The sequence below is a fragment of the Patescibacteria group bacterium genome (assembly GCA_041660565.1).
Classification (GTDB): Bacteria; Patescibacteriota; UBA1384; order CAJBMM01; family CAJBMM01; genus JBAZWC01.
Map to the genome: position 1 here is coordinate 63,998 of JBAZWC010000002.1, position 18,917 is coordinate 82,914.

Annotated in this window: 24 protein-coding genes and 1 tRNA gene; 2 read left to right on the top strand and 23 right to left on the bottom strand. The window is 42.8% G+C overall.

Annotated features, from left to right (window positions below):
* Positions 1–224: 224 nt before the first annotated feature.
* The 5 genes from WC773_02870 to WC773_02890 form a co-directional block, all read right to left on the bottom strand.
* Positions 225–467: a hypothetical protein gene (locus tag WC773_02870; GenBank protein MFA6082326.1), complete on the bottom strand. Its 243-nt coding sequence runs from the start codon at positions 465–467 to the stop codon at positions 225–227.
* 459 nt (positions 468–926) lie between these two features.
* Positions 927–1,808 (bottom strand): hypothetical protein, encoded by an 882-nt coding sequence (locus WC773_02875; GenBank protein ID MFA6082327.1) that lies wholly within the window; start codon positions 1,806–1,808, stop codon positions 927–929.
* A 15-nt stretch (positions 1,809–1,823) separates the two neighbouring features.
* The gene (locus WC773_02880) at positions 1,824–2,624 is read right to left on the bottom strand and encodes a metal ABC transporter permease (protein MFA6082328.1); all 801 of its coding nucleotides are present in this window, start codon (positions 2,622–2,624) and stop codon (positions 1,824–1,826) included.
* A gap of 40 nt (positions 2,625–2,664) precedes the next feature.
* Entirely contained in the window at positions 2,665–3,417 is a 753-nt protein-coding gene (locus tag WC773_02885) for a metal ABC transporter ATP-binding protein (protein MFA6082329.1), read from the bottom strand.
* A gap of 82 nt (positions 3,418–3,499) precedes the next feature.
* Positions 3,500–4,390: a zinc ABC transporter substrate-binding protein gene (locus WC773_02890; protein ID MFA6082330.1), complete on the bottom strand. Its 891-nt coding sequence runs from the start codon at positions 4,388–4,390 to the stop codon at positions 3,500–3,502.
* Between the two features lie 103 nt (positions 4,391–4,493).
* Here WC773_02890 and WC773_02895 point away from each other — a divergent pair, with 103 nt between their 5' ends.
* A complete protein-coding gene (locus WC773_02895) occupies positions 4,494–4,883 on the top strand; it encodes a transcriptional repressor (GenBank protein ID MFA6082331.1) in 390 nt (129 codons plus the stop codon).
* Here WC773_02895 and cysS read toward each other — a convergent pair.
* From cysS to WC773_02940, 9 genes are all read right to left on the bottom strand, one after another.
* Positions 4,878–6,293, bottom strand: coding sequence for a cysteine--tRNA ligase (cysS, locus tag WC773_02900; GenBank protein MFA6082332.1), 1,416 nt, complete (start codon positions 6,291–6,293; stop codon positions 4,878–4,880). The genes WC773_02895 and cysS overlap by 6 nt on opposite strands.
* Positions 6,294–6,497: 204 nt before the next feature.
* Entirely contained in the window at positions 6,498–6,677 is a 180-nt protein-coding gene (locus WC773_02905; GenBank protein MFA6082333.1) for a hypothetical protein, read from the bottom strand.
* 42 nt (positions 6,678–6,719) lie between these two features.
* Positions 6,720–7,388 carry an ABC transporter ATP-binding protein gene (locus WC773_02910; GenBank protein ID MFA6082334.1) on the bottom strand — a complete coding sequence of 223 codons (669 nt, stop codon included), beginning with the start codon at positions 7,386–7,388 and terminating at the stop codon, positions 6,720–6,722.
* 11 nt (positions 7,389–7,399) lie between these two features.
* The gene (locus WC773_02915) at positions 7,400–8,755 is read right to left on the bottom strand and encodes an FtsX-like permease family protein (protein MFA6082335.1); all 1,356 of its coding nucleotides are present in this window, start codon (positions 8,753–8,755) and stop codon (positions 7,400–7,402) included.
* A gap of 24 nt (positions 8,756–8,779) precedes the next feature.
* Positions 8,780–9,253, bottom strand: a complete 474-nt coding sequence (locus tag WC773_02920) for a DUF5666 domain-containing protein (GenBank protein MFA6082336.1) — start codon at positions 9,251–9,253, stop codon at positions 8,780–8,782.
* 169 nt (positions 9,254–9,422) lie between these two features.
* Positions 9,423–10,436 carry a HAMP domain-containing sensor histidine kinase gene (locus WC773_02925; GenBank protein MFA6082337.1) on the bottom strand — a complete coding sequence of 338 codons (1,014 nt, stop codon included), beginning with the start codon at positions 10,434–10,436 and terminating at the stop codon, positions 9,423–9,425.
* Positions 10,437–10,608: 172 nt separating this feature from the next.
* Positions 10,609–11,280, bottom strand: a complete 672-nt coding sequence (locus tag WC773_02930; GenBank protein MFA6082338.1) for a response regulator transcription factor — start codon at positions 11,278–11,280, stop codon at positions 10,609–10,611.
* A gap of 125 nt (positions 11,281–11,405) precedes the next feature.
* The gene (locus tag WC773_02935) at positions 11,406–12,407 is read right to left on the bottom strand and encodes a lysylphosphatidylglycerol synthase transmembrane domain-containing protein (GenBank protein MFA6082339.1); all 1,002 of its coding nucleotides are present in this window, start codon (positions 12,405–12,407) and stop codon (positions 11,406–11,408) included.
* Between the two features lie 13 nt (positions 12,408–12,420).
* Positions 12,421–12,618, bottom strand: coding sequence for a DUF5668 domain-containing protein (locus tag WC773_02940; GenBank protein ID MFA6082340.1), 198 nt, complete (start codon positions 12,616–12,618; stop codon positions 12,421–12,423).
* 104 nt (positions 12,619–12,722) lie between these two features.
* On the opposite strand from WC773_02940, the gene WC773_02945 reads away from it, so the two are divergent.
* On the top strand, positions 12,723–13,118 hold the full coding sequence (locus WC773_02945) for a cupin domain-containing protein (protein ID MFA6082341.1): 396 nt from the start codon (positions 12,723–12,725) through the stop codon (positions 13,116–13,118).
* Positions 13,119–13,207: 89 nt separating this feature from the next.
* Here WC773_02945 and WC773_02950 read toward each other — a convergent pair whose 3' ends face one another.
* The 9 genes from WC773_02950 to WC773_02990 all read right to left on the bottom strand — a co-directional run bounded on the left by WC773_02950 (position 13,208) and on the right by WC773_02990 (position 18,733).
* Complete coding sequence (locus WC773_02950) at positions 13,208–13,732, bottom strand: hypothetical protein (protein ID MFA6082342.1); 525 nt, start codon at positions 13,730–13,732, stop codon at positions 13,208–13,210.
* A gap of 27 nt (positions 13,733–13,759) precedes the next feature.
* On the bottom strand, positions 13,760–13,999 hold the full coding sequence (locus WC773_02955; protein MFA6082343.1) for a hypothetical protein: 240 nt from the start codon (positions 13,997–13,999) through the stop codon (positions 13,760–13,762).
* A 177-nt stretch (positions 14,000–14,176) separates the two neighbouring features.
* Positions 14,177–15,184 (bottom strand): hypothetical protein, encoded by a 1,008-nt coding sequence (locus WC773_02960; protein MFA6082344.1) that lies wholly within the window; start codon positions 15,182–15,184, stop codon positions 14,177–14,179.
* Between the two features lie 71 nt (positions 15,185–15,255).
* Positions 15,256–16,035 carry an N-acetylmuramoyl-L-alanine amidase gene (locus WC773_02965; GenBank protein ID MFA6082345.1) on the bottom strand — a complete coding sequence of 260 codons (780 nt, stop codon included), beginning with the start codon at positions 16,033–16,035 and terminating at the stop codon, positions 15,256–15,258.
* 27 nt (positions 16,036–16,062) lie between these two features.
* Positions 16,063–16,239: a hypothetical protein gene (locus WC773_02970; GenBank protein ID MFA6082346.1), complete on the bottom strand. Its 177-nt coding sequence runs from the start codon at positions 16,237–16,239 to the stop codon at positions 16,063–16,065.
* Positions 16,240–16,249: 10 nt separating this feature from the next.
* Positions 16,250–16,726, bottom strand: a complete 477-nt coding sequence (locus tag WC773_02975) for a hydrolase (GenBank protein ID MFA6082347.1) — start codon at positions 16,724–16,726, stop codon at positions 16,250–16,252.
* A gap of 273 nt (positions 16,727–16,999) precedes the next feature.
* Positions 17,000–17,266, bottom strand: a complete 267-nt coding sequence (locus WC773_02980) for a helix-hairpin-helix domain-containing protein (GenBank protein MFA6082348.1) — start codon at positions 17,264–17,266, stop codon at positions 17,000–17,002.
* 78 nt (positions 17,267–17,344) lie between these two features.
* Entirely contained in the window at positions 17,345–18,448 is a 1,104-nt protein-coding gene (locus WC773_02985) for a hypothetical protein (protein ID MFA6082349.1), read from the bottom strand.
* 195 nt (positions 18,449–18,643) lie between these two features.
* A tRNA-Ser gene (locus WC773_02990) sits at positions 18,644–18,733 on the bottom strand.
* Positions 18,734–18,917: the final 184 nt, after the last annotated feature.

Below are 18,917 nucleotides of genomic sequence, written 5' to 3' on the forward strand. Positions count from 1 at the left end.
GCAAGGAATGAACCACACAAGCGCCAACCAGCGACCCCTGTATGTCTTAGCCGCAAACATGTGGATCATGACGGATAGACAATAGGCCGCGCCCAGCATCACGATTCCGATCGAGATCCAACCGCGAGACCAGAGCGCCCCCATATGATGCCATCCCCCGATTACCCACAGTATGATCGCGGCCATCACCGGCGCGATCCACGACTTCCAGCATGCGAGCATCCTCAGGCCTCCCGTGAACAACGTCGCTTGCGGCGATCATTGAGCCACAGCTTGGGCCAAACAAAAGCCGTGAAAACCCGTTTGGGATCAACGGTGCCGATAAACGCCATCGTTATCGAGCAATATGCCGAGCCGGCGACATACAACACCAGTAGCAACCATCGGCCGTCGTTCCATCGCGAGGATACAAGATCCCAGCCTGCAACCAGGAAGAACACGAACCAGAGCAGAGACACCACCTTCATTCGCCAAGTCATTGCGTTTCCCTCCCGGGAGTCAAAACGGTAGTGGCCGTGTTAGGCCGATCGGTAATGATTGCGTATTTGCAGGTAGACGGTGTATGGCCACAAAAACGCCTCGATCCTGCCCTTGTCGTCGTCAGCACCAAGCATACATATCACCGTCATTGGAACGTATATGCACGCCAACGCGCCCACCACTTGCCAGAACGCCTGACAATCAAGGATGCCGTTGCACCATCCGTTATCCGCAACCAACAGTGCAACAAGAACGAGAGCTGGAGCAGCCAAAGGCCAACTACGCACAAGCATTGTACACCCTCCTTGCCGCAGAGTAGGGAAGTGCTGACCATAATATACCCTAAATTGAGGTAAATGTCACGGCATTCCCTCGTTATCCTTCAAAATCCTTAGTAATCCCTTAGTCCGACGAGACGGTCGAGTGGGGGATTGTCAAAAAACTTTTTACAAAACTATTTTTTCTTGTTCAACGGTAATTTTTTGTAATGAATAAAAATTCATTTTTTTAAGAAGATAAATTATTAGTGAATTCAAAACTAATACCAGCTGAAGAGCGATCTTGCCCACGAAAACCGCTAGTGAGAACATAATGTAAGCCACAGTCAGTGGGAGATAGCGCCCTACCCCACTAATAATTTCTTTTTCTTTACTACCAATAATTGTAGTTATAATATCTGGACGCTCGTTTATTGTCTCGTTGCCGGTTAGGTTCAAGTCCCCTATCCCCAGCTTGTCTAGTAGCTCTTGTCTAACATCTGCCGGCAATTCAGCGTCAATTGGTTGGTTTGCAAGAACATTAATGGTTTGGTTGACCGTTAAATTAGGATTAAAACTGGGCACCACCATTTGGATTATCTTAACTTCATATTTATATGGGATGTTGATACCATTTTTCAAGTTCTGTACCTGTGGTGCAGAGTAAGAGACTACCGCAATCACCACCGCCAGGCCCCAAAACAACAGCGATAAACTCTTATTCGCAATTTGATCTACCTGTGGCTTAATATAGAACTGCTTAGTCCTAATTGAGGTTGATATTCCCACGTACATTAAGATTGCTAAAAGCACCGTACCTAATAAAATGTATAAATTAAACGGCACGAATAGCAATAAAATTGCAGATGACAAAATAACGGCAAAGATATTAAACACCCAATCATCCAGCAAAACCGTCACAATACCAAAACATAGAGGCATAACCAAAAAAGTAAGAATCAAACTATAATAATGACCGTTTAAGGCCGCGTGTAATCCGTAAAATGAAATAAATGAAGACAACGCCAGCAAAAACACAAGCGCTGTTTTTTTGACTATTGAATTGCCCATTCCCCTCCTTTGACCTTATTTCGAATAGTGAGCCAATGAACTAGAGATAAACAACGCTAGCGCCACCACCACAATTGTTCCCCCACTAGCTAGGTTGGCGTAATACGACAAGAATAATCCCAAAGTTACCGCTACCAGCGATAAAATAACCGCATAGCCCATTACTTGCTTAAACGATTTGGCTAAACTGGTGGCGGTAATGACCGGAATAACCATCAATGCACCGATTAACAATGCTCCCACAATACGCATCGCTAACGCAATTGTGATTGCTGCTAGCACCACCAAAATTACATTAATTATGCCGGTTTTGATCCCAGAAGCCTGTGCATAATCTTCATCATACGAAATTAAGAAAAATTGGCGATAAAATAAGGCAATACAGATAATAGTAATGATACCGAGCGCTGCAGACACATACACATCGGTGTTAGTGATAGTAGTGATGCTACCAAACAGATAGCTGAACAGGTTGGCGTTAAAACCTTTGGCCAAACTGACCAAAACCGTGGCAATGGCCAGGCTACCGGACAGAAACAACGCCAATAGTGATTCGTTATAATATCGGTTTGATTTGCGCAAAAATTCGATAAAAATCGCTGCAACCACCGCGGTAAATAGTGCAACATAAAACGGATAAACGTTTATTAGTAACCCAATGGCCACGCCCATCAACGACACGTGCGCCAAGGTGTCGGCAAACAATGAGTAGCGCTTGACCACCAAAAACGATCCGATCATCGGCGCGGTTACCGCAATAATTAAGCCGGCAACGAACGCCCGAATCATAAAATCGTATTGAAATATCTCTAACATAATCACCTTGGTTTTAAAATTGTAAATTTAAAATTGGCCACTAGTGGTGGTGGTGAATAATACTGGTGCTGGTGCCGTATAATTTTTTTATCGCGTCGTTATTGGTCATCTCTTTTGGTGATCCGTGATACACCAGCGTATGGTTAAGGCACATTATCACGTTTACCTCATTGGCAATCACATCGATATCGTGTGAAACAAAAATGATGGTTAGCCCAAGCTTTTTGTTAATATCGCACAAGTAAGTATAGAACATCTCTTGCGATTGGCTGTCGATGCCCACCGTGGGCTCATCCAATATCAAAATTTTTGGCTCGCTAGCCAGCGCGCGGGCGATAAATACCCGCTGACGTTCGCCACCGGACAACGTGCTAACTTGGCGATTGGCCAGCTTCTCTACCCCCACCGCTTCCATCGCTTGATGTACCAAGTGCGCATCATTTCTTTTATAAGATGAAAGTAACCCCAAGCGTGCGGTGCGGCCACTCTGCACAATTTCAGACACGGTGGCCACAAAACTGCTATCGGCCCCCGCCACGCGTTGAGGCACATAGCCAATTAGATAGCGTTGATTAAAATCATCAGCAGTTTTGCCAAACAATTTAATTTCACCTTTGTCGGGCTTAATTAAACCTAGTAAAATTTTTAGCAAGGTGGTTTTGCCACCCCCATTTGGACCAATTAACCCAACGTATTCCCCGGCATGAATATCAAAACTAACTTTATCTAAAACAGTTTGGCCGTTATAGCTAAAATCTATATTTTTAAATTGAATTATTGCTGGCTGTGACATTATGTGCTGAAACCTTCATTATGACGTTTATCCCAATTGGACTAATTGGCTAAATTGGGCCGATTGGAATCGAGGTTAATTTTTATTTACATCCTAGGGCGACCCGCAAGTTTGTTAAGTTATCTTGCATTATTGTAACATAGTCCTGGCCGGACTGCTCTTGATCTGTCGTTAAACCTTCAAGCGGATTAAGTACCAGTGTCTTTGCGCCGGTTGCACTGGCAATGGTCTCTGATAACTTTGGACTGGTTAAAGACTCAAAAAAGATGTATTCAATCTGTTTTTGCGTTACCAAATTTGAAATCTCGGCCATTTGTTGAGCACTCGGTTCAGAATCGGGCGAGATACCGGATATCGCAATCTGATTTAAATCGTATCGCTTGGCTAAGTAAGCAAAAGCATCATGAGCGGTCACAAAATCGGTTATCTGACAGTTGTTTAATCCATTTTGATATTGTGTATTTAGACTGGTCAGTTTGGACTGCAAAATTAAGGCGTTTTGGTCGTAAATACTTGCATTTGCCCAGTCAATCTCAACCAACCGGTCTCGAATTAGAGATGCTTGCTGCTTAACCAAAACCGGGTCCAACCAAAAATGTGGATCATTCGGAACCGCAAGATTTACCTGATCCGACATTTTTAGCACCACTACATTTTCGGATTTTAGCTGCCCAGCTAATTTATCACCCCAAGACTCAACTAAACCGTTATAAATGAATAGCTTAGATTGGTACATCTGCACAATATCCCCCGCTGAAGGTTCAAAATCGTGCGGTTCGGCCCCGGCTGGAGTGATATTTTTAACGTCAACTAAATCCCCGCCAATTTGCTTTGCCAAATAGGCATATGGGTAAAAACTAGCCGAAATGGTCAGTTTATTCTGATTTTTGGCGGGTTGATTTGCAACCGCGTACGCAATCCAACCACCAGCAATGATTAGAACGGGCAAAATTGTGATTAGTAGTTTTTTCATTTATCATTTATCCCAATTCGAATATACCGTCATATATCAGTATATACAAATTAGTTGCAAAATGTGTTATTATTGCAAATAATTAGCAATAAAAGGATACTGAATGACTAAACGTCAAACTCAAACAAAAATTGCGGTTAGCCAATATTTGGCCAACATCACTAAGCCGGTTACAATCAAAGATATTTATTCAGCCATAAAAATTAACAATCCAAGCGTGGCGTTCTCCACCGCTTATCGAATTATTCATCAAATGGAGCAACAAAAAGAAGTTATCAGAATTGATTGGCGCGAAAGAGGCAGTTATTATGAGCCTGCTCACCTAGAACATCACCATCATATCGTTTGTAATAGTTGCGGATTGGTTATTGATGTTGATCACGCCACAATTAATCTGAACTTTCATCGAATAGAAAGTCTTACCCATTTTATTATCTCAGAGCATTCAGTAGAGTTCCGCGGGTTGTGTGAGAAGTGCCGAGAGAAATCATAATTTTTCAACTTTTGGACCAGATTTTTCGTCCAAAACGGAATAACCCAGCTTTGCAATCTGGCCGCGAAGCTCGTCTGACCTTGCCCAGTCTTTATCTGCCCGGGCTTTATCCCTTTGGCTAACCAGCGCCTCGACATCGGCTGGAATCTGACCAACTTTATCAGCCAATAAATCTAAACCAAAAACTTGGTCAAACCGACTGATTAAATCAATCTTGTCTGATTTTGACAATGCCGCATCACCTACCGCCTCCCACAATACAGCCAACGCCACCGCCGTGTTCAAATCTTGATTCACTGCTGCGGCAAATCGGTCAAGATATTTGGTTTGGTTTTCCAAATTAGATGTTTTGCTGTCGTCTTTTTTTATTTCTGCAATTTGATTTTTGAGGCGAGCCAAACTGTTCTTTGCCCCATCCATCGCCGCAAACGAAAAGTTCATTTTGGTGCGATAATGTCCACCGAGCAAATAATAGCGATAATCTAGCGGATCGTAACCCTTGTCGATGATGCTTTGCAGACGCAAAAAATTATCGTCCGACTTTGCCATTTTTACACCGTCTTGTACCTGCAAAAAGTCGTTGTGCATCCAAACATTTACCCATTTGTGCCCAAACGCCCCTTCACTTTGAGCGATTTCGTTGGTGTGATGAACCGCAATATGATCGACTCCACCGGTGTGAATGTCGATATGCTCGCCCAGATATTTGGTAGCCATGGCACTACATTCAATATGCCAACCCGGGAAACCCTTCCCCCACGGCGAATCCCACATCATGGCGTGATCTAAATATTTATAGCGGGTAAACCACAGCACAAAATCGGCTGGATGTTTTTTATTCGGATCGATTTCTACTCGAGATTCGGTTTGCTCCGTAGCGACTTTTGATCCTGACAATAGCCCGTAATGGTCAAATTTTGAGGTGTCAAAATAAACATTACCATCAGCGGTGTAAGTTAACTCTTTTTTTTCTAGTAAGTGAATTAGACTGATCATTTCTTTAATATGATCGGTTGCTTTTGGCATCACGGCGGGCGTTTCAATATTCAATAACTTCAAATCATCCAAAAACTGAGTGGTGTAAAACTTAGCCACTTCCCACACCGTTTTGCCCTCACGCTTGGCGCCTTTTTCCAGTTTGTCCTCGCCGCTATCGCTATCGCTAGACAGATGACCAACATCGGTAATGTTCATAACCTGCTTGACCCTTAGTCCGTTAAATTCGAGCATACGCCTAAGCGTGTCGGCAAAAACATACGCGCGTAAATTACCAATATGAGCATAATGGTAAACGGTCGGACCACAAACGTACATTTTAACCTCGCCATGTTTAATCGGCTCAAAGATTTCTTTCTGCCGCGCGAGGGTGTTATACAAATAAATTTGAGGATTTTTAATCGCAAACTCCACTCTTAAAATACCTCAATTTCGAGTAAATAGCAAAGCTTCGGCGCCTGTCATTCCCGCGAAGGCGGGAATCCAGTCTATAAAAAATCTCCCACAATTTCAAATTTCAAATTCATTATTAAGATTTCTCCACCCTCGAGACAACGCTCGAGGCTCTACCCGTAGGCGACGCCCGGAGGGAGTCGAAATGACAGCCGCTGGAACTAATCACTCGCCAAACGTTGCTTTGCCTAATTTGTATCCGGCCCAAATGCCCAGCAAACCGCCGATTCCGTTGCCAACAACCGACCAAGTTGATAGCCAACTGGCGCCAAAAATAGTGGGGATATATCCTCCCAGAGTTGAACCTATCAAAACCCCAATCCAGATAAATGTTTTAGTTGTCATACCACTAGTCTATCACAAACTATATCGCCACCACAGCAATCATTAGTCCACCAACTTCCCGTCCTGTAGTTTGAAAGTAATCGCGGCTTTGTCGGCGATGCCTTTATCGTGCGTGACGGCAATGATGGTAGTGCCCTCTGTTTCGGCCAGTTTTTTAAGTAGCTCGATAATGACGTGTCCGGTGGCACTATCCAGATTTCCGGTTGGCTCATCTGCTAAAATTAAGTTTGGTTTATTGGCCAATGCACGAGCGATTGCCACTCTTTGCTGCTCTCCACCCGATAACCTAGTAGGACGGCGATTAAACTTATCGTCGGTTAATCCAACCGACTTTAACAGCTTTTCTGCCCGTGTTAATCGATCTTTATATTTCACCCCGGCAAACTCCATTGGCAACATTACGTTATCGATTGCAGTCAAGTTAGGTACTAAGTTGTAGCCTTGAAACACAAAGCCAATTTTGTCGCGACGATATTTAATCAACCTACGGTCACCCATTTTGGTCACGTCTTGGTCATCAACCACTACCTCACCCGAGCTTGGGCGATCCAAAGCACCAATCAGCGAGAGCAAGGTACTTTTTCCGCTGCCGCTTTTGCCAATAATCGAGGCAAATACACCATTGGGCACTTCTAGTGTTACATCATTAACCGCCGTAACAACGCTATCACCAGACTGAAACTTTTTGGAAATTTTTTTAACTGAAAGCATAATTGTCCTTTCTATTCAGATCTTAATACTTCGGCCGGGCGTACTTTAGAGATAAGATATGCCGGAATGGCGCTTCCAATAATTGCTATGAGGATGGCCGCCAAAAATCCGTAAAGTAAAATATCATATCCCACATTGGCATTTAAGTTACGAAGCGCATCGCCGGTTTCGGATCCAATCCGAGCAAAAACCCGGCCAGCACCGCCGCCAAACCCACCCGGTCCACCGCTGGTAGAGGTGGAACTACTTGAATTATTAACTAATACATTTAGTACCGGGTTGGATAAAAGTAACCCCAACACCACTCCAACCGCCCCACTAATTAACGTTAAAATAAGTGATTCCGAAACAAACTGAGTGACAATAATGGCGTTTGATGCCCCGATTGCCTTAAGCACCCCAATTTCGCGGCGACGTTCGCGCACAATCATTACCATGGTTAGAAAGATGATGACTGCCCCTGCCGCTAATGAACCAATTAAACTGTATAAAGAAATAGTTTTGATATTTTGAAGTGGTGTAACAGCGTTGCTTGAACTATCTTGTTGCGAAACCACATCAACCGCGCTACCCAGCTTGGTTTTAATGTTAGTTTCAACACTTGAGACCTGATCAATTGAGCTAGCTTCTACGATCACTTGAGAAATCTGCCCGCTTTGGCCAGAGAGATTTTGCAATGCGGCAATTGGCATTACTAAGCCAGAGTTGGAAAAGGTGTTGCCGCCATCAAATATTCCAACCACTTTCACGTCTTTCCCGTACGCCTGAAAAGTAGAGCCAACCGACAAATTATTTTTAGTGGCCAAATCTTTGCCTACCATTGCCACGTTGTCCGATGTGTTAGCATCAAACTTTTCACCGCTAGTTACATCAAACGAGCTTACCCCAAGTGCGGCCGTAACCGATAAATCATTTACACCAGTGACCGTAACGGGCAGGGTAAAGTTTACCGGTGGCGTTGCGGCGGAAGTGCCGCTACCGGGATCGCCACCAAAATCGATATTACGTTGGCGGTTGCCAAACGACCCCGGATTGATAGCCGATGTTAAACTGGTATTAGTACCGTTAGTTAAACGATCTTCTGTAACTTTTACAGTTTTGGTTACGTTGGCAATTTTTGTAATATCAGACACATTCGCGTCGGTTAATAATGTGCCACCACCTTCGAATCCGCGAATACCTGCCGGAGAAACGGTGATGTAGTTTCCAATAGAGCTTTTGACGTTATCGATTTTTTGTTGCACCGTTTGCATTGAAATCAACATCACCAGCGACATTCCTAAACTAATTGCTAATATTATTACCACCGACAACGTCCGCACATTATTACGAAAGGCATTTTTAATTCCGCGCCGTACTGCACCCATATATTACACTCCTATTTTTTTGACTTATCTAATAGTTATACTCGTGGCCGTAATATTACCCGAGCTATCCGAAGTACCAAAAACTTGAACAAAATTACCAACAATAACATCGGACTGTTTGGCTACCGCCCCATTTTTGGAATACGATGTTGAGCTAGAGACATTTACCAAGTAAGCTGTTCCATCAAACGCGGTTACTGAAAAAGTATTGCCGTTAATTTTTGCGATATCGCCAGACAAAACCAACTGGCTTTCGTCCTGGCGATACATATGGCCGCGAGCAGCGAATCCATCGCGCATCCCGTTGCCCATCATCATTCTAGACGTGCCAAATTTAGCCATCTTACTTTGACGATGCCAGCTTCCCATTCGTCCCAATCCGAACCCGACTCCACCGATAACCACCAAAACTATCAGAATCAAAGCCATTTTCAACGCGTGAGGGTAATGATAACGAGTTTTTTCAACTATCTCGCTACTTTTTTCTTCTTTTCCCATTGTTATTCCTTTCTTAATATTACAGAGTTCATATTAAGATCGGAGGCTGAAATTATGCTTAACAATACTAATATTGTGTCAACAGTAGTTCTCGCTTCGCTCGAACAAGAAAAGGTTGTTCTTGTTCGAGAAGTCGCGCGACGAGAACTATCCCCCATTATTTAGTGCATTATTCTATCGGCAAGGTTACCGTAAACGTTGATCCTTCGCCAATTACACTACTTGCCGTGATTTCCCCATCGTGCAAATCGACAATATTTTTAGCAATAGATAAACCTAAACCATACCCATCAATTTTGGTTTTAGCCCGTGAGTTGTCTGATCGAAAAAAGCGGTTGAAAATCAACGGTAAATCAGATTGTTTAATACCATAACCCTGATCTTTTACTGCCACGTTGGCGGTTTTTTCGTCTTGGCTGATATTAATCGAAATAGTCGATTTTTCGGGGCTATATTTGATAGCGTTATCCAACAAAATCACGAACAGCTCCACCAAGCTGGCTTTATCTCCAAGCACCGCAACATCGACAAATTCATTATTAAATTCGATTTGTTTTTTATCAGCCAAATGCTGTACTTTTTCATACGCTTCGGTTACGGCGTTGGTTAGCTCAACTTTTTTGAACTCAGTTTTAACCTGTTCTTGATATTTAGCCAGACGCAACAGCGCGCTAGATAAAGATTCTAGTTTGCTAATTTCGTCCAAATTACTAGCCATCAACTGTTTTGCCTCGGCTAGTTTTAATTTCGGATCGCGTAAGGTCACCTCAATCTCGCTACGCATCGCGGTTAGCGGAGTGCGGAGCTCGTGCGAAGCGTCTGCAGTGAATCTATTTTGCGATTCCACCATATCTTCTATCGGCTGCAAAGTCTTTTTCGCGAACAAATAACTTGAAAGGGTGGATAGCAATAGAATTAGCAGATTAAAATAGAATAAATTCCCCTTTAACCGATTTGCGCTATCGGTTACTTGCGACTCTCGATTTTGCTCCAATTGCTTCATACGCGCCGGAAGTAATTCATCCGGAAAGTTAGAAAAAAACTGAGTCTGACGATTTAATCCTCGATTAATTTCAGCGGACGATATCTTATATACCGTCACCGAAAAAGCAACACTAATAAACATTACAATTAGCACGTAAAATAAGGTTAGACGTAAATAAGCGGATTTAAATGTAATCATAATTGGCCAATTTTTAATTATTAATTTTTAATTTAAAATTCTTTTATATTGTTTATTGTCATTCCGACCACGTAGACCTCCGACTCTACAAGCCGATATGCCTAGAGAGAGAATTCTAAGAAATAAACCCCCTCCATCATTTCAAATTGTAAATTTCAAATTTCAAATTGCTTTACCCTATTCTATACCCAAACCCACGCACCGTGTTAATTAATGCTGGTTTTTTGGCAAACGGCTTATCGATTTTATTTCGCAAATATCCAATAAACACTTCCACAGTATTCGGCAAAATGTCGGCATCATAATCCCAAACATGATCAATAATATTGTTTTTAGTCTGAATTCGGCCAGCGTTTCGCATTAGAAACTCCAATAGAGCAAACTCTTTATTCGATAATTCAATATTTTTCCCATCGCGCGTTACCGTAAAATTAACCGTATCTAACGCTAAATCTTGCACCTCTAGCACGTTTTGCTTAATGTCTGCGGGGCGTCGCATTAGTGCACGGGCGCGAGCTAGCAGCTCTTCGAACGCAAACGGTTTGACTAAATAGTCATCTGCGCCAGCGTTTAAGCCTTCAACTCTATCTTGAACCCGATCTTTAGCGGTTAACATGATTATTGGTGTTTTTTTCTTTTCTTCACGCATTGCCATGCAGATTTTTATCCCATCTACTTCGGGCAACATTCGATCTAATACAATTAGATCGTAACTGATGGTCATGGCAGACCCCAGACCATCTTTACCATCGTAGGCAACATCCACCGCGTACGATTCCTGCTCCAAACCTTTTTTGATTGCGCCAGCGATTTTATAGTCATCCTCAATCACTAAAATTCTCATATCTACCTCGTATTATTTATTGCATGTCTATCATACTCCAAATAATCTTAATTTCTACTGAGAAAAAAGCTAGTCGTTCTTAAACTGTACGAATAGCTAAATTATAAAAGATAACCGCTTTCTAGCTATTCCTCTGATTTGAGTTCTAAACGGCTAAAGACGTAAAAACCGGGGAAAAATGGCAGCCAATATAGCAACCCGCGAAACGCCAACGTAATAACCGCCGCCACCGAAAAATCGAGCCCAAACGAGGTTAGAGTAGAGATCATCGCCGTTTCTGCTACCCCAACACCTTGAGGGGTAATGGACACCACCGTAAACAGCAAACACGCCACATAACCAGCCAAAATAGCCAAAATATTAAATGTATTAGCAAAAGCGATAAAGATTATGGCAAATGTGACTAAGTTTAGTAAATGCGTACAAATAGCCAAACGCAAGCTGGGCCAAACCATCTCCAGATTAGTCCGTAAATCGGCACCGGTTTCTTGAATGATTTGATGAACGTGGCTAATGTTAACATTCTTTTGCCCGGCAAATTTGGCCACTACTTTAATCATCAACAAAAATAATTTATTAAGCGGTTTCTGCTGAATTGCCACCCGAACAATAAATAACAGCGCCAGCAACAGCAGAAACACTAATATCAGCAAGGTGTAGATCATATACAGCGGCGGGTGGTCAAAAATCGATAATGTCACCATCACCGCCGATGCCAATATGGCAAAAGCAACCAACTCAAATAAAAGCACAAACGAAATCCCAATACCCACATTAAGTGGTTCGTTACCATTGCGTTTGCCGTTACGCACAAAAATCGCCACCTGCCCCAAGGTAGCAACCGGTAAAGCGACATCAGTAAATTTGGATGCAAGATAGATAGGCAAAATTTGTTTACGTAACAATTTGACCTTAAAAATCTTAAAAACGCCCTCCACAAAATAGGCGTAAAAAGGATAGTAAAATAGTTGAATAATCACCGCCATCAATACCCAATACCACTGACCCTGGGCTAAAACGGTCAAAATATGTTTAGTTTGAGCGAAATACGAAACCGCAATCCATAGAAAAACGATCATCAAAAAAAAGAAAATTAACTTACCCGAAAAGATCTTGCGTCGTTTCATATTTTATTTTTGATTATTCTTTTTTGTCGTCAGATTCAGACTCAACCCGTCGCCACATCTGGTTATACCAGCGTTTCGGGCGCATCAAAATCCACAAACCGCAAGCAATGAACAACAACGGCCAAATTAACTGCGCTAAACTAGCGGTAATAATCCCTAAGTTGGACAATAGCCAGATAATTCCGACGATCACCAAAATCATTCCAAACATTTTATCTCCTTTGTTTATTCATTATACACGAATGAAATCGGCAATGAAAATGATTGTTTCAAAAAATTTGGTGTATAATCAAGCTGTAATAAGAAAGGAACTATATGAAAGGATACCACGCTAATATAGAGGAATTAACCCGAGCAAACGCCACATTTCGAACCGTTTTGTACACCTCGAAAGGTTTACAGTTGGTAGTGATGAGTCTGAAGCCAAGCGAAGAAATTGGGATGGAAGTGCATGATGTCGATCAATTTTTTCGTTTTGAAGTTGGCAGCGGCAAAGTAGTGATAGATCAAAATGAGTACAGCGTAGGTGATGGCGATGTTATTGTAGTACCTGCCGGAGCGCAACATAATGTGATTAATTTGTCAGCCGAAGCAGAGCTAAAGTTGTACACGCTTTACTGCCCGCCACACCACACCGATGGCACGGTGCATCAAACCAAAGCAGACGGCGAAGCAGATTCCGAACATTTCGACGGCAAAACTACTGAGTAGAGTTCGTTGTTGTCATTCCGAACTAGATCCGGAATCTATACGCATAAGAATAGGGGCGGGACATCGCTGTCCCGCCCCTTGCGGTAAACCTACTTCTTCTTGCTCTGCGACTTCTTCGCCGCAGAGCGGGCAAGCCACTCCGCGTCCTCAGCCGAGGCCTCGCGCCGTGCGGCAGCGAGAACCTTGCCCTCGTTACCCATGAGATCGGGGACCGTCACCCACTCCGGGTGGTCGGCCACGATGACCGGCGCCTGCTTCCGATGGTCAGGCCGGAACCCGCCCCGCTGAGGCGTCGCCTTGGCCTTGGCGTCGACAACCTCGCCGACGCTCAGATTCCCACCGTTCTCGATATGGTGCCGGCGCTCCACGGCGTTGAGTACTTCGTTGGCCTCGCCGAGCAGGTCTATCCCACGCTCCGAGTTACCCGCATCACGAGCATTCTTGGCGCGGGAGACCCATGTGTCGTACTCCGCCATCTCTGTGCCTGACACCCCGCCCGAGGTATTCAGCGCGATGTAGCGATCTTGAACGACACTGATCGCCACTGAAAACTGATCATACTTGCCCATCGTCGTACCCTTTCCTTGCCCGCGCGAATGGCGCAGGCTGGTCATGCCCCAACTTCGGGGCGGAATTCATGGTCAGGCGAAGCAGTCCTCACCGTAGTAGCCGGCAGCCCGACTCATTGCCGCATCGGCTGCTGTGATGATGAGCAACCCTTGCATCGGCTTGTTGTCGATGTGGGCAACTACCAGTGCACGGTCCGCCTGCTTGAAGTAATCGCTAACAGCTGACCCGTACAGTAGACCGGCGTGACGAAGTTCACAATACCTCTCTGCGATACGGGCAAATCCACATACGAACTTCTCAAGATCGCTCATCGACTGCTCCTCAAGCCCGATGTGGGCGAAACACCTGTGGATAGTTGCGAAAGTTCCTCGCAACCAGAATTGCTTCTTTCAGCAGTTCTGATTTTGATAGCAACAGTATATCACATAATTAACACTATGTCAATAGTTTATGAGTTCGAAATATTGATAAGTTAGTTATTGAGAAATTTATCGAAAAATTGAGTGATTGGCCTTTGCCATATATAAATCAATTTGCTCAGTCGCGCCGCTTTCACCATAAAACATCACGTAGCTATTGTCGTTAATTGGCACTACATCCGGATCAACAATTACCCCACTGGCACTTTTTTTATCCAGTACTTTTTCCTGCTGTACCCATGTTAAGCCATCCTTTGATGTTGCTTTGTAAATGGCGTTGTCACTTGGATTTAATTTAGAATAGTACATTACCCATTTTGCAGTTCCGCCCACAATGACATCCGGATCAACCGCAGAATCTTCTAGCCTGTATCCGCTGTCTCTGACCCATGTTTTTCCGTTGTCGCTCGAAAGCACCGAACCAATGGCATTACCGCCTGAAACATAATACATTCGAATTTGATTATTAGGTAATAAAATCATATCTGGCACAGAAGCAAAATAATTGTCTAATATGCTACTATCTAGTACTAATCCGGCTTTGGAGAACGTTTGTCCATCGGTTGAAGTAGCCAAGTATAAATTACGCTGATTGGTTGGCCCCGGGGGATTATTCTGATTGTTTGAGCCAGGTTGTTTAATTGGTTGTTGCTCGTAAATCATTATCCAATTGCTGTCGGTAATTTTTAATACGCTTGGGTTAGACATAAATTTACCCGCATCTTCAGTAATACCGGTTGATTTTGACGCACCAAATGCAAAGGTGCTGTCAGATTCGGCGTACACCATCTGCCCGTTTGACATGTAGTACATCCGATAAGAGTTGTCAGCTAATTTATGAGTATCGGAAGACGTTGTGCTGGTTAAAACCGAAGACGTGCCCGCAACCCAAACATCTTTTTGTACCGACGCCACAGGAGTAGCAGTGCTAGTCGAAGTTGCACTCTCCTTAGTTGTGGGGTTGGCTAACTTGTACCAACCTATCACAGCCACTGCAATCAATGCGATAATAACAACAACCCCAACCCACATCCAAACACGATTATTGCTTCTAAGTTTTGGCTCTGTAGTATCCATCTCCCCTCCTATTCATTACTACCATTATACCGCCACAACACAACACAACAATAGGGGGCAGGAGAATTTGTTCAGTTTTGATCATCCAAAAATGCTAGTACCCCGTCAGAAATACCTCTGGCAGACAAACTTGGTTGTTTGATAATAGTTTTGCGATCAGTTGCGTTAGTAATATATCCCACCTCAATTATTACACCGGGGGTAGAGGCAGAAATGGCGTGCTGATACTTAATAAAGTTAAAGGCGTAATATTCGGTCATATCCGTAGTAATATTTTTATCTTGATCCATTTTAGTGGAGGTCTGGTAGGCAGTTTCGATCAATTCAGCTAGCTTAGTAGATCGCGAAGAGGTGTCAAATACAGACGATGCCACTTTATAACCGCTCACATAATCATAATCATTGCCATCGGCATGTATTGAAACAAAACAGTCCGCTTCATAGCCTTCCGGTATCGTCGCCGGCAGCAAATCAACCATCACACCTTTATCGTTAAGATATTGTTTGGCCAATTCAGCAATTTTGGTTACGGTGGCAATCTCGGTATAATTACCAACTTGCGCCCCAAAATTCCACCACAACTTTGACAGCTCACCCGGTAATTTATCTACATCTAAATGACCAATCTGAATTCCTACCCGAGGAGCCGGATCGGCAGTGGACAAAGGTTGAGATGCGGTTGCGGACGCTGAAGTAGATAAGGGTTGATTGTTGGCGTTATACAACAACAAAACCGCGCAACTTAACACGATAATAAAAAAGACCGCAGACAGATTGATAAATTTATGAGTAATTATGCGCTTAACGATAGTATTATATCCTGATAATCTACTTAAATATACCCAGACCATCCATCAATCAAAAACATCTAACTCGAACTAGAAGCCTAGATGTCCCAGCAATTTGTATATTACTACCGCTGGCCAGACTATTGCCTCCAAAACTCCCAATACCCCAACCCAAAAAGTGTCGGCATGCTGAATAAAGAAAACTAATGCTCCTATTAAGCCAAAACCATAAACCGCTCCAGCCGGTGCTGTGCATGTATTCTTCATTACTCCTCCGTTATTTTACTTTTGCTACAATGACCACGTAATTGTGACCATATTTTTTGGCGCATTTGGGACAAGTAGTGTACCACATATACCATTTTTCGACATTTAACTTATTGTCCTTGGCGATTTTTTCAAAATCGTCGCACCAAGCCTTTGTGTCTTTAAAATCACCCTCATATACTTTACACAAAAACTTTCCACTTAAGGTAGTGTTTTCCGCGCTCGGAACTGGTTGATCCACAGCGACATAAAGATCCATATTCCACTTTGAGGTGTGCTCAGATAGCACCAAACCGTCTAGCATTTTAGCGTCGGATTTTTCGACTTTATCCACCACTTTTGTCATCACCGCGCCAAAATTAAGCGGAATAAATAAAAATGTGCGCACACTGGTTTTGATAAATTTCTTGTTATCCCACTCCAAAGTTTTGCCATCCCAAAGCGTGGGATCAAATTTCGGACAGCATTCGTTGTTTGTTTTATTCATATCTATATATTAGATTATTAGTTCAGTATTTTCAATTTTTGATTTTGGGCATAAACGCAACGTACCCAAGTTAAAAAGTAATTTTATTTTGAGCCTATTTTCGCTTCTAATTTATACCGCATTTCATCAGAAAATGGGCGGCACAAACAATTTTGGCTATGTGCAATATGCCAATCTAACCTCTGTTTAGGTGTTGGATTTTTCGGCATCTTGTTGACCAAATGCCACTCTTTATTTATCTGTCCCACATAACACTCCTAAATATATAATTAATTATCCATTTGTCCAGTTCCACCATTTTAGTTTTTCCGGATCGGGGTTTGGATTTTCGGCATAATAAACTGCCTCGCGAAAAACATATAACAAACACCGATCTTGAATTTTGCCTTCAAAACGATTTGACATCTCAAAAAGCTTTTCCGGATCTTTACTTTTCAAATCAGCTACCGTTTGAACGCCAATATTTCGCAAATTTAAAGCAATACTTTTGCCTATACCGGGAATAATTTGTAAATTATTTTTATCTTTTATAATATTCAATATTTTATATCCCCTATCATCGATTCGTATTCATTTAAATAGCTTAATAAAGTATATTCTGCATGTACAATAAAATTACTATCGGTAATATTTTTTTGCACCGGTGGCGGAAAATAAAGTTGGGCAAGAACCATTACCGTTCTTAATTTCAATTGTATCGGTATCAATTAAGTGAACATAAACCCAATCATTACTAAAACCTTTATAACACACCGACTGACCAACCAAAACGTCCTTGGGCAATACTTTAGGACTATAATCAGTGATTCTCAGATTCGTTTTCTCACTGTCATTTTTGACTACCAAATCGACTTGGCTAAAAGTTGCTCCAATAAGCAAAAATTCGCCATCCATATCTGTAGATTTATCATCTAAGAACCACCCTCCAGAAATTGTGCCGGCAATATCATAGGTAATTTGTCCGCAACTCTCGGCTTTAATAAAACCCGTATCTGAACTTAACCCGATTTTTTGATAATACTTAGTTTTAATGTCTTTTGTGAATAAGTCATAAGGACAAACAGAATAAAGTGATTGCTCCCACTCCCAGCGGGACGGCTTGATATGGAAAGTATTAAGATTGGAGTCTGTTACCAAAAAATCAAATGTCCTACCTTGAGCAGTACCGTCAGAATACCCCAAAAGAGTTCCTGCTTTTATTGGAATAGACAATGAATCGTTGGTAGCAGTCGAGGTGGATGGTTCGGCCGGTGCATATTTACTCAATTCATCGGAAATGCTATCTAAGTGATCAAGCAAAAATGTTGTGTCACATCCGGCATTAAACTTGAAACCGTATTCGCCACGTTCAGCGCCTGCTCCCCGAAAAGCATAAATTATCGATACCAAATTCGCATCCATCGGTGCGTAAACAGGCACAGTTTCTCCTTTTGAAATTGTGATGTAGCTGCGACCGCGTGAAGCACCAGTGATTGAGCCGATCGGCTGAAATGCGTCTATCTTTGAGAAATCAGTAAATTCTGCCGTAAAAACGACAGAGCCTTTAGAGCAACTTTCTTCTTGCTGGTCAGTTTGAGATTGGTTATTATTCGAATTATCCTTGCTTGTATCTTTCTTATCTTTTTGAATCGCAAATAAACTTGCTCCAACAATTACAATTATTAGAATTATCGTCCACCACAATTGGCGAGAAATAAATCTTCTTTGACCGCTCTGTTCCATTTTTCCTCCTTGCCTAGTTAAATTTGCAAAGTGTGACATTTTGTCACAGTTTCATCCCCGCCCTCTTTTTGCAACCGCTCATTTAGTTTTCGCTAATACGCAAGCGAATCAATACTTGTGATTAACACCGCAACAATGTCGGTAATCGAAAAATACCAAAGCTCTTTTTCAGTGTCTCAAAATCCACATTAAGCGTGGCGGAGAGGGGGAGATTCGAACTCCCGATACCCTTGCGGATATAAACGCTTTCCAAGCGTTCGCACTAGGCCACTATGCGACCTCTCCAAATAAAAAAGCCTGAGAAACCTCACGCTTACTTTAACATTTTTTTACCAATCTCTCAAGAAAGAAGATGGGGCGACAACGTTACAACGCCGACGCCCCACTTTGAGCCGAGAAAATCACGGGGACACGATAGGCGGGTCAGGGCCAAGGGGTAGTTAAACACCCTCATCGACGCCCAAAACCA